The 10,698-nt window shown below is 67.6% G+C and carries 11 protein-coding genes and 1 pseudogene; 8 read left to right on the top strand and 4 right to left on the bottom strand.

Annotated elements, in window-relative coordinates; genetic code table 11:
- On the bottom strand, positions 1–1,836 hold a 1,836-nt coding region (locus tag ACRDU5_RS19435), incomplete at its 3' end, for a tetratricopeptide repeat protein (RefSeq protein WP_526616412.1).
- A 96-nt stretch (positions 1,837–1,932) separates the two neighbouring features.
- Here ACRDU5_RS19435 and log point away from each other — a divergent pair.
- The 7 genes from log to ACRDU5_RS19400 all read left to right on the top strand — a co-directional run bounded on the left by log (position 1,933) and on the right by ACRDU5_RS19400 (position 7,558).
- On the top strand, positions 1,933–2,493 hold the full coding sequence (log, locus tag ACRDU5_RS19430) for a cytokinin riboside 5'-monophosphate phosphoribohydrolase (protein ID WP_526616410.1): 561 nt from the start codon (positions 1,933–1,935) through the stop codon (positions 2,491–2,493).
- 56 nt (positions 2,494–2,549) lie between these two features.
- Entirely contained in the window at positions 2,550–4,337 is a 1,788-nt protein-coding gene (gene fadD6, locus ACRDU5_RS19425; RefSeq protein WP_526616409.1) for a long-chain-acyl-CoA synthetase FadD6, read from the top strand.
- 122 nt (positions 4,338–4,459) lie between these two features.
- Positions 4,460–5,284, top strand: a complete 825-nt coding sequence (gene folP, locus ACRDU5_RS19420; RefSeq protein WP_526616413.1) for a dihydropteroate synthase — start codon at positions 4,460–4,462, stop codon at positions 5,282–5,284.
- Positions 5,281–6,240 carry a glucosyl-3-phosphoglycerate synthase gene (locus ACRDU5_RS19415; RefSeq protein WP_526616408.1) on the top strand — a complete coding sequence of 320 codons (960 nt, stop codon included), beginning with the start codon at positions 5,281–5,283 and terminating at the stop codon, positions 6,238–6,240. Before folP ends, ACRDU5_RS19415 begins: the two co-directional genes overlap by 4 nt.
- A gap of 53 nt (positions 6,241–6,293) precedes the next feature.
- A complete protein-coding gene (locus ACRDU5_RS19410) occupies positions 6,294–6,668 on the top strand; it encodes a DivIVA domain-containing protein (protein WP_526616407.1) in 375 nt (124 codons plus the stop codon).
- Positions 6,665–7,252, top strand: coding sequence for a DNA-3-methyladenine glycosylase I (locus ACRDU5_RS19405; RefSeq protein ID WP_526616405.1), 588 nt, complete (start codon positions 6,665–6,667; stop codon positions 7,250–7,252). The genes ACRDU5_RS19410 and ACRDU5_RS19405 overlap by 4 nt, the downstream gene beginning before the upstream one ends.
- A gap of 138 nt (positions 7,253–7,390) precedes the next feature.
- Positions 7,391–7,558, top strand: coding sequence for a DUF3117 domain-containing protein (locus ACRDU5_RS19400; RefSeq protein WP_003931055.1), 168 nt, complete (start codon positions 7,391–7,393; stop codon positions 7,556–7,558).
- Here the strand turns inward: ACRDU5_RS19400 and glgA are convergent.
- Entirely contained in the window at positions 7,555–8,718 is a 1,164-nt protein-coding gene (gene glgA, locus ACRDU5_RS19395; RefSeq protein WP_526616404.1) for a glycogen synthase, read from the bottom strand. The two genes, ACRDU5_RS19400 and glgA, sit on opposite strands and share 4 nt — an antisense overlap.
- Before the next feature lie 127 nt (positions 8,719–8,845).
- Between glgA and glgC the strand changes: the two genes are divergently transcribed.
- On the top strand, positions 8,846–10,060 hold the full coding sequence (gene glgC / locus ACRDU5_RS19390; protein WP_526616402.1) for a glucose-1-phosphate adenylyltransferase: 1,215 nt from the start codon (positions 8,846–8,848) through the stop codon (positions 10,058–10,060).
- 56 nt (positions 10,061–10,116) lie between these two features.
- Here glgC and ACRDU5_RS19385 read toward each other — a convergent pair.
- A pseudogene (locus tag ACRDU5_RS19385) lies at positions 10,117–10,272 on the bottom strand (DUF4126 domain-containing protein); the annotation flags it as partial.
- 55 nt (positions 10,273–10,327) lie between these two features.
- Positions 10,328–10,698: methyltransferase family protein (locus ACRDU5_RS19380; RefSeq protein WP_526616401.1), on the bottom strand; the 371-nt coding region annotated here is incomplete at its 5' end.

The following is a 10,698-nucleotide window of genomic DNA, read 5'->3' as shown; positions in this document are numbered from 1 at the left end:
GCGCTCGGCCGTCCGTGCGGCATCGCGGGCCGCGGACCGAGCCCCGACCGGGTCCCGCCGCGCCGCCGTCGTCCAGGCCCGGGCCAACAATAGCTCCGGGGCGAAGAGCATCGACTTCAACCCGTGCCGGGAGTCGGCGCGGGACAAGATCTTTGACGCCTCGGCCGTCTCGTCCTGTTGACCCAGCGCCTGGGCCAACAGCATCCACGCCAGCGGCCCCCAGGAATACCCGGTCGGCGCCAGCGCCTCCGCCGCCCCACGCAACAGCTTCGCGGCGGCGGCCAACTCGCCGCGCGACATCAGCACGTCGGCCACCAGGATCTCGCCGATGGCGCGACCCGGCTGCTGCATCTGCGCGAAATCGGTCAGCTGCTGTGCCAGCGCCTGCGCCCGGTCCAGCTCGCCGGCCATCAACAGCGTGGTGGTCTGGCCGAACCCACTGGTGAAGCGGAGCAGCCCAGGATGCTGTGCGGCCATCGCGCGCTCGGCCAGCGCGTCAACGTCGGTAAACCGGCCCATCCTGGCGCAGCTCAGCGCGGCCGCCGCCGCCGACCAGCCGACCGCGGTGTCGTCGGCAGCCGGTGAGGCCAGCACCTCGTCGGCGATCTCCACCGCCCGCCGCGGGCGGCCGGCGTTCATCGCGAAGGTGGCCGACAACGCGTCCAGCGTGGTTCGCGCCACCGCCGAGGTCACCCGGTTGCGGGTGGACTGCAGAAACGCCGTCGCCCGCTCCGGTTCGGAGAGCATGAAGAACTGATTGGCCGCACGTGGCAATGCCCACGCCATCAGCTCGGTCTCCGACAGGTCTGCGGGGTCAACCGCGGCGAGCACGTCGTCGGCCTCGCGGCCGCGGCCCTGCCACGCCAAGGCCTGCGCCAGCGTCAGCCGCGCGTCCAGATCCGGATCGCGCTGCAACACCGCCGCGCCCAACCGTTCGCTCAGCTCCAGGTCGCCGAGCCGCAGCGCGTCGGCCGCCGCCGCGACCACGTCGGCAAGCGGTTGGAGTCTGTCGCAGTCCAAGGCGAGCACCGCCAGCCGCAGTCGGTCGACGACATCTCGGGGGCGCTGGGCGGCCAGCCTTTCGAAGAGTCCGGTTCGCCGCCCGTGCAGATCCGCCGGCGACAACTGTTCGCGGATTGCGTCGAGATAGCGCGGATGGGTCGCGCGCACGGTGTTATCGGAGTCGTCGCGGACCACGACCGCGCCCGCGGATTCGGCGCTTCCCACCGCGTCGGGCCCGGCCAACTCCGCAAGGTCGGCCAGTGCCAGTGGGTCGGAGACGGCCAGATACTCCAGCGCGGTGCGGGCACCGGCCGGCAGCGATACGACGAACCCCGTGGCGGCGTCCAGCCCGGAGCGGTCCGGGTCCGGCGCCGCTACCTCGATCCGTGGCAGCCGGTCGTCGCGCAGTAGCGCCGAAATCGCATCGGGCATGACCTCGTCGGCGTCGACGGTGACGATCAGCCGCGCCGATGCGCTGACCGCCAGCTGATACACCACCGACGCCGACAGGGTGTCCAGCAGGTGCGCGTCGTCGACGACCAACAGCAGCCCGTCGCCCACCGATTCCCGTGCCGCCCGCAGCACGGCCGCGGTCTTGCCGGTGTCGGGAACCTCGATCAGACCGCGCAGCGCCGCAAAGGGAATCACCCGATCCGACACGGTCCCGGTCACCCACGCGGACCGCCCGCCGATGCGCTCGCTCGCGGTGCGCGCCAATGTCGTCTTGCCCGCCCCGGCCGGGCCGACGAGTATCGCCCCGCCGTGTTCCCGTACCGCCGCCTCGAGCTGTCCGGATGCCGGGCCGGGTGAAGCGGTCATCGGATCGACGGGCACCCGCCGGAGTTTATGGTGATTTCGGCGCGATTTCCGGCGCTCTGAGCGCATGTTCCCGCGCCGAAATCGCAATCGGTGTCGTCTACGTTGTCTCCTGTGTCCCCGGATCCCGGCCGCGAGTGGGTGGTGTGTGTCTACTGTGCGTCAGGACCGACGCACCCCGAACTGCTTGACCTCGCCAGCCGTGTCGGGGAGGCCATCGCCGATCGCGGCTGGACGCTGGTGTCCGGCGGAGGCAATGTGTCCGCCATGGGCGCGCTGGCCGGCGGGGCGCGGGCCCGCGGTGGCCGTACGGTGGGGGTGATCCCGAAGGCGCTCGTGCACCGCGAGCTCGCCGATGTCGATGCCGACGAACTCGTCATCACCGATTCCATGCGGGAACGCAAGCAGGTGATGGAGGACCGGGCCGACGCGTTCATCGCGTTGCCGGGCGGCATCGGCACGCTCGAGGAGTTCTTCGAAGCCTGGACCGCGGGATATTTGGGTATGCATGAGAAGCCGGTGGTCATGCTCGATCCGTTCGGCCACTACGACGGTTTGCGCGCCTGGTTGTACGGCCTGCTCGACAGTGGTTATGTCGCCCAGGCCGCGCTGGACCGGCTCGTCGTGGTCGACGATGTCGAGGATGCGATGGCGGCCTGCGCACCGGCCGAGTGATGGTGATCACCCGCACGGTTAGGGTGTCCGACAGAGGACACCGGAGGGAACGCCGCATGACCGACCAGAAATCGGGAACCCGCAGCAGCATCGGGCTACTCGACATCGTCACCCACGTGCCAGGCCTGCTGATGGATACGCCGACAATCCTGCGGGGCGCGATCACCGGGTTTCTCGCCCGCCCTTCGGCGAAGACCTCGATCGGCAAGGTTTTCCAGGACCGGGCGGCACGCTACGGGGACAAGCTCTTCCTCAAGTTCGATGATCAGGAGATCACCTACCACGAGGCCAACGAGACGGTAAACCGCTACGCCGCAGTGCTGGCCGCCCGCGGCGTCGGCCACGGCGACGTCGTCGGAATCATGTTGCGCAACTCGCCCGAGCCGGTGCTGCTCATGCTGGCCGCGGTGAAATGCGGCGCGATCTCCGGAATGCTGAACTACCACCAGCAGGGCGATGTGCTCAAGCACAGCCTGGGGCTGCTGTCCGCCACGGTCGTCGTCGCCGACACCGATTTCGTCGAGCCGATCTCCGAGAGCGGCGCCGACACCGAGGGGCTGGTGACGCTCGACGAGTTCAAGCGCCTTGCCGAGACCGCGCCGACGGACAACCCGGCCACCACCGCGGCCGTGCTCGCCAAGGACAAGGCGTTCTACATCTTCACCTCCGGCACCACCGGGATGCCGAAGGCCAGCGTGATGACGCACTATCGGTGGCTGCGGGCGCTGGCCGGCTTCGGTGGCCTAGGTATGCGCTTGACCAGCAACGACACCTTGTACTGCTGCCTGCCCCTCTATCACAACAACGCACTCACCGTCGCGTTGTCGGCGGTCCTCAACTCGGGTGCGACCCTGGCGCTGGGCAAGTCCTTCTCGGCGTCCAAGTTCTGGGACGAAGTCATCCGTTACGACGCCACCGCGTTCGTCTACATCGGCGAGATCTGCGCGTATCTGCTCAACCAGCCGCCCAAGCCCACCGACCGCGAGCACAAGGTGCGGGTGATCGCCGGAAACGGTCTGCGCCCGTCGATCTGGGACGACTTCACCGAGCGGTTCGGCATCGAGCGGGTGTGCGAGTTCTACGCCGCCAGTGAAGGCAATACCGCGTTCGTCAACGTGCTCAACGTCGACAAGACCACCGGGGTGTGCCCGACACCGGTGGCGTTCGTCGAATACGACGCCGAAACCGGCGATCCCGTGCGTGACGACAACGGCAGGGTCCGCAAGGTAAAGAGCGGCGAGTCCGGTCTTCTGCTGTCGAAGGTCAGTAACTTCCAGCCGTTCGATGGCTATACGGACAAGGAAGCCAGCGAAAAGAAGTTGGTGCGCGACGCGTTCAAAGCGGGTGATGTCTGGTTCAACACCGGCGATCTGATGCGATCCCAGGGCTTCGGACACGCGGCATTCACCGACCGGCTCGGCGATACCTTCCGGTGGAAGGGTGAGAACGTCGCGACCACCGAGGTCGAGTCCGCGGTGTCGACCGACCCGCAGGTCGAGGAAGCGACCGTGTTCGGCGTCGAGGTGCCTGACACCGGCGGCCGCGCCGGAATGGCCGCCATTCAGCTCAAGGAGGGCGAGGAGTTCGACGGCAAGTCACTGGCCAATGCCGTCTACGAGCGGCTGCCCGGCTACGCGGTGCCGCTGTTCGTGCGGGTTGTGAAGGAGCTGGCGCACACCTCGACGTTCAAGAGTCAAAAGGTGGATCTGCGCAAGGAGGGCTACGGCGCCGACGACGGCGAAATCGAGGACCCGATCTACGTGCTGGCCAGCCGCGACGAGGGCTACGTGGACTTCTACGACGAATACCCCGACGAGGTGAAGGACGGCAAGCGCCCCACGTAGCGATTTCGGCGTGTAAACCAGCGCTGAGCGCAGGAAATCACGCCGAAATCGCAGGCCCGTAACCTGGTTGGGTGCAGACCACCTTCTGCGGCCGTCCGGTGGCCGGCGAACGCGCGCTGATCATGGCGATTGTCAACCGCACGCCGGACTCGTTCTACGACCGCGGCGCCACCTTCGCCGATGAAGCGGCCAAGGCCGCGGTCCATCGGGTGATCGCCGACGGCGCTGACGTCGTCGACATCGGCGGGGTGAAGGCCGGGCCCGGCAGCGCCGTGGACGCCGACGACGAAATCGCCCGCGTCGTGCCCTTCATCGAATGGCTGCGCGACGCCTATCCGGACCAGCTGATCAGCGTCGACACCTGGCGCGCGGCGGTCGCGAAGCAGGCCTGCGCCGCGGGGGCGGACCTGATCAACGACACCTGGGGCGGCCACGACCCGGCGCTCCCGGAGGTCGCCGCCGAGTTCGGCGCGGGCCTGGTGTGCTCCCACACCGGCGGTGCGGCGCCGCGCACCAGGCCGTTCCGGGTCAACTACGGCACATCCGAGCGTGCCGTCGTCGACGATGTCATCGCCGAAGTCACCGCGGCCGCCGAGCGTGCGGTGGCCGCCGGGGTGGCCAGGGACGCCGTGCTGATCGACCCGACGCACGATTTCGGCAAGAACACTTATCACGGTCTTACTTTGTTGCGCCACGTAAAAGATCTTGTTAATAGCGGATGGCCGGTCCTCATGGCGCTGAGCAACAAAGACTTCGTCGGCGAAACTCTCGGTGTGGGTTTGACCGAGCGCCTGGAGGGCACCCTGGCAGCCACCGCACTTGCCGCGGCGGCCGGAGCGGCCATGTTCCGGGTACATGAGGTCGGGCCCACCCGACGCGTGCTGGAGATGGTCGCGTCGATCCAGGGCATGCGTCCACCGACGCGCACGGTAAGGGGACTGGCATGACACTGCTGCCCGAACTGACACCAGAGCTGGCCACCGACGTTGTCGCCGGGCACCGCTGGCTAACCGATCACAGCTGGAACCGGCCGTCATGGACCGTTGCCGAGCTGGAGGCGGCCAAGGGATCCCGCACCATCTCGGTGGTGCTGCCCGCCCTCAACGAGGAGGAAACCGTCGGGACGGTCGTCGAAACCATCGCGCCGCTGGTCGGCGGGCTGGTCGATGAGTTGATCGTGCTGGACTCCGGGTCCACCGACGACACCGAGATCCGGGCGCTGGCCGCCGGTGCGCGGGTGATCAGCCGCGAGGCCGCGCTGCCCGACCTGCCGCCGCAACCCGGAAAGGGCGAGGTGCTGTGGCGCTCGCTGGCGGCGACCACCGGCGACATCGTCGTGTTCGTCGACTCCGACCTGATCGACCCGGACCCGATGTTCGTGCCCAAGCTGGTCGGTCCGCTGCTCACCACCGAGGGTGTGCACCTGGTCAAGGGCTATTACCGACGTCCGCTGAAGGTCAGCGGCAGCGAGGACGCCAACGGCGGCGGCCGGGTCACCGAGTTGGTAGCGCGCCCGCTACTGGCCGCGCTGCGGCCCGAGCTGAACTGCCTGATGCAGCCGCTGGGCGGCGAGTACGCCGGTACCCGCGAACTGCTGACCTCGGTGCCGTTCGCCCCCGGCTACGGCGTCGAGATCGGGCTGCTCATCGACACCTACGATCGGCTGGGTCTGGACGCCATCGCGCAGGTCAACCTCGGCGTGCGGGTGCACCGCAACCGGCCGCTCACCGAGCTGGCCACGATGAGCCGGCAGGTGATCGCCACCTTGCTGTCGCGCTGCGGCGTACCCGACTCCGCGGTGGGCCTGACGCAGTTCTTCGCCGACGGCGAGGGCTACACCCCGCGCACGTCGGAGGTGTCGTTGTCCGACCGGCCGCCGATGATCACGCTGCGGCCGCGGTAAAACCGGGCGGGCAACGGCTGGCCCTGTCGGCCGCGTGAGGCAGTATCGAGGTCGTGACCCTGATCCTGCTGTACCTGGTGGTGCTGATCCTGGTGGCCGTCGTGCTGTTCGGACTGGGCAGCGTGCTATTCGGGCGCGGCGAAGTGCTGCCACCGCTGCCGCGGGCCACCACCGCGACGGTGTTGCCCGCATCCGGCGTCACCGGCGCCGACGTCTACGCGGTCAAGCTCACCCAGACTCTGCGCGGTTACAAGACCAGCGAGGTCGACTGGGTGCTCGACCGCCTAGGCCAGGAGCTCGACCTGCTGCGCGGCGAACTGGCGGCGGTGCGCGCGGCGCAGTCGACCGACGACGAAGACGACATCAGCGAGGACACCCCGGATAGCAGCGCGCACGCGATGCCGCCGGGCGCACAGGACAATTCGTGACGGACGCACCCGACGACGGACGTGTCCGCTGCGGCTGGATCGACCAATCACGTTTGGCGCCAGCTGATTTCATTCTCTACCGCGACTACCACGACACCGAGTGGGGCCACCCGCTGCGCGGCTCCAATGCTTTGTTCGAGCGGGTGAGCCTGGAGGCGTTCCAGAGTGGGCTCTCCTGGCTGATCATCCTGCGCAAGCGCGAGAACTTCCGCCGTGCCTTTCACCAATTCGACATCGACCGCATCGCCCGCTATACCGACCGCGACGTCGACCGGCTGCTGGCCGATGACGGGATCGTCCGCAACCGTTCGAAGATCCAGGCCACCATCGCCAACGCGCGGGCGGCCGTCGACTTAGACATCGATCTCGGTGAGCTGCTCTGGTCGTTCGCCCCGCCGCGGCGTCCACGCCCCGCCGACCTGTCACGGGTTCCGGCGGTCACCCCGGAATCGACGGCGATGGCCAAGGAGCTGAAGCGCCGCGGCTTCAAGTTCGTCGGCCCGACGACGGCGTACGCCTTGATGCAAGCCACCGGAATGGTCGACGACCACGTCGCCTCCTGCTGGGTGCCCGCGGCCCGTTGAGCCGCCGTCGAAGCGGTCATCGCCGGGTCTTTGCACACCGAACGCCGCGTATAGGGAACAATAGGGGAAGTTCAGTAGCAGTTCGGTGCCGGGAGCTGTCGACGAGTGGGCAGCCGGCTCATGTGGAGGGAGCACTCGATGGCGGCGATGAAGCCCCGGACCGGCGACGGTCCACTGGAAGCAACCAAGGAGGGGCGCGGCATCGTGATGCGGGTACCACTGGAAGGCGGTGGCCGCCTCGTCGTCGAACTCACACCGGAAGAGGCAGCGGCGTTGGGCGACGAGCTCAAGGGCGTCACCAGCTAGCTCGAGACCTTCCGGTAGATCCCCAGGGTCTGCTCGGCGATGTGCGCCCAGGAAAACTCTTGAATGCAGCGCTGCCGCCCGGCCTCACCGTACTGACGCGCCCGCTTCGGCTCAGCGACCAATGTGTTGACGGCGTCGGCCAGCCGGGTCTCGAAGAACGCCGGGTCCGCCGGGTCGTAATGCACCAGTAGCCCGGTTCGATGATCGGCCACCACCTCCGGGATACCGCCGACATCGGAAGCCACCACCGCCGTCGCGCATGCCATCGCCTCGAGGTTCACGATGCCCAACGGTTCGTACACCGACGGGCAAACGAAAACTGTTGCGGCCGAGAGTATGTCGCGAATCTTCCCGATCGGCAGCATCTCGCGTACCCAGAACACGCCGGTGCGGGCACGGGCCAGCTCCTGGACCGCGGCGGTCACCTCCGCCGCGATTTCGGGGGTATCCGGCGCACCCGCACAGAGCACCAGCTGTACCTCCGGGGCGAACTTGTGCGCCGCGGCGATCAGGTGAGCGACGCCCTTCTGTCTGGTGATTCGCCCGACGAACGCGACAATCGGGCGGGCCGGGTCCAGACCGAGTTCGGCCAGCATCGACTCGAGCGGCATGACCTCGACTGGGTACCAGACGTCGGTGTCGATGCCGTTGCGCACCACGTGCACCCGGTTCGGATCCAGCGCGGGGTAGGTGTGCAGTACGTCGTCGCGCATTCCTGAGCTGACCGCGATCACCGCGTCGGCCGCCTCCACCGCGGTGCGCTCCACCCACGACGAGATCCGGTAACCGCCGCCGAGCTGCTCGGCCTTCCACGGCCGCATCGGTTCCAGCGAGTGGGCGGTCAGCACGTGCGGAATGCTGTACAGCAGAGCGGCCAGGTGTCCGGCCAGTCCGGCGTACCAGGTGTGCGAATGCACCACGGTGGCGGTCTCGGCGGCGTTCGCAATCACCAGGTCGGCCGACAGCGTGGCAAGCGCCGGGTTGGCGCCCTTGAGTGCCGGATCGGGCTGGTGCGCAAATGCCCCAGGCCGCGGTGCGCCCATGCAGTGCACGTCCACCTCGCACAGGTGGCGCAGCTGCGCAACGAGTTCGGTGACATGCACGCCGGCGCCGCCATAGACCTCGGGCGGATACTCCCGAGTCATCATCGCCACCCGCATGGCTACGACGGTAGTGGCCGTCGCACCGCACCGCGCGTGGTAGACGCCAATTACCTTGACAGACAGTCGCACAGGTCAATCGGGCGAATGCCTGGCCCCGGTGAGAACCGGCCGATAGGTTTGAATCATGAGGGAGTTGCCACACGTCCTGGGCATCGTCCTGGCCGGCGGTGAGGGCAAACGGCTCTATCCCTTGACGGCGGATCGAGCAAAGCCGGCAGTTCCCTTCGGCGGCGCCTACCGGCTGATCGATTTCGTCCTGTCCAATCTCGTCAATGCCCGATACCTGCGAATCTGCGTACTCACCCAATACAAGTCGCATTCGCTGGACCGCCACATTTCGCAGAACTGGCGACTGTCCGGACTCGCCGGCGAATACATCACGCCGGTGCCTGCCCAGCAGCGGCTCGGACCGCGCTGGTACACCGGCTCGGCCGACGCCATCTACCAGTCGCTGAATTTGATCTACGACGAGGACCCCGACTACATCGTCGTTTTCGGCGCCGACCACGTCTACCGCATGGACCCCGAGCAGATGGTGCATTTCCACATCGAGAGCGGCGCGGGCGCGACGGTCGCCGGTATCCGGGTGCCGCGCGCCGAGGCCACCGCCTTTGGCTGCATCGACTCCGACGAGTCCGGCCGCATCCGCGAGTTCGTTGAGAAGCCGGCCGAACCGCCAGGCACGCCGGACGATCCCGAGCAGACGTTCGCATCGATGGGCAACTACATCTTCAGCACCAAGGTCCTCATCGACGCGATCCGGGCCGACGCGGACGACGACGACTCCGACCACGACATGGGCGGCGACATCATTCCGCGGCTGGTGTCAGACGGCATGGCCGCGGTGTACGACTTCCACAACAACGAGGTGCCCGGCGCCACCGAACGCGATCAAGGCTACTGGCGCGACGTCGGGACGCTCGACGCCTTCTACGACGCCCACATGGACCTGGTGTCGGTGCACCCGGTGTTCAACCTCTACAACAGGCGCTGGCCGATCCGTAGCGAAACCGAAATGCTGGCGCCGGCGAAGTTCGTCAATGGCGGCTCGGCGCAGGAATCCGTGGTCGGGGCGGGCAGCATCGTCTCGGCGGCGTCGGTGCGCAACTCGGTGCTGTCGTCCAATGTCGTCGTCGACGACGGCGCGATCGTGGAGGGCAGCGTGCTGATGCCCGGCGTTCGGGTGGGCCGCGGCGCCGTGGTGCGACACGCGATCCTGGACAAGAACGTCGTGGTTGGCCCGGGCGAGATGGTCGGTGTCGACCTGGAGAAGGACCGCGATCGGTTCGCGATCAGCACCGGCGGTGTGGTGGCCGTCGGCAAGGGTGTCTGGATCTAACCGGTTTGCGCGGCGGCGCGCTGCCTGCGTCGGCGCAACAGCTTGACCAACGCCCACACCAGCAGCGCGACGAGTACCCCGATGACGATCGGAATCCACTGACCCGATTGCGCGAACGCGCCGGGATCGGTGACTGCGGGAGTCTGGGCTGCGGTGCCCGAGCCGAACACGATGCCGCCGGCGGTCGGCCGGACGAACGTCTGGGTGGTGTCGTACGAGACCGATCGGAAACGAAACTGCCGCTTGGATGAGGGTCTTCATAACCGGTCACCACACGCCAGGGACGAGGCGGTAATGCACTTTCTCCGTGTACTCGTCGTACCCGGCGAGTTCCTCGCGCAGCATTCTTTCCTCGTCAAGGATACGGTAGGCGAGCACCAGCGGGCCGGCGATGAGCGCGGCGAAGCCCCAATACGAGCCCAGCGCAAGCGGTATGCCGGTCATCATGACCACCGCGCCGAAGTACAGCGGATGCCGAACGAAACCGTACAGCCCACTGGTGATCACCGTCTGGCCGTTCTCGACGGTGATATTGGAAGCCGCATATGTGTTCTGGATGACGGCGTACTGAGAGACGAGGAGTCCGGCCGCCACCAGTACATCACCGATCAACGTGACCGCCGTCGGCACCTGGGACC

This window comes from Mycobacterium sp., from assembly GCF_050701515.1.
In the GTDB taxonomy this organism is placed as follows: domain Bacteria; phylum Actinomycetota; class Actinomycetes; order Mycobacteriales; family Mycobacteriaceae; genus Mycobacterium.
This window is presented reverse-complemented; position numbering and strand designations above follow the sequence as displayed.

What these genes read in the sequence shown, in the direction of transcription:
- fadD6 (WP_526616409.1), top strand. Translation starts at nt 2,550, where the DNA reads ATGACCGACCAGAAATCGGGAACCCGCAGCAGCATCGGGCTACTCGAC.
- folP (WP_526616413.1), top strand. Translation starts at nt 4,460, where the DNA reads ATGGCGATTGTCAACCGCACGCCGGACTCGTTCTACGACCGCGGCGCC.
- ACRDU5_RS19415 (WP_526616408.1), top strand. Translation starts at nt 5,281, where the DNA reads ATGACACTGCTGCCCGAACTGACACCAGAGCTGGCCACCGACGTTGTC.
- ACRDU5_RS19400 (WP_003931055.1), top strand. Translation starts at nt 7,391, where the DNA reads ATGGCGGCGATGAAGCCCCGGACCGGCGACGGTCCACTGGAAGCAACC.
- glgA (WP_526616404.1), bottom strand. Translation starts at nt 8,718, where the DNA reads ATGCGGGTGGCGATGATGACTCGGGAGTATCCGCCCGAGGTCTATGGC.
- glgC (WP_526616402.1), top strand. Translation starts at nt 8,846, where the DNA reads ATGAGGGAGTTGCCACACGTCCTGGGCATCGTCCTGGCCGGCGGTGAG.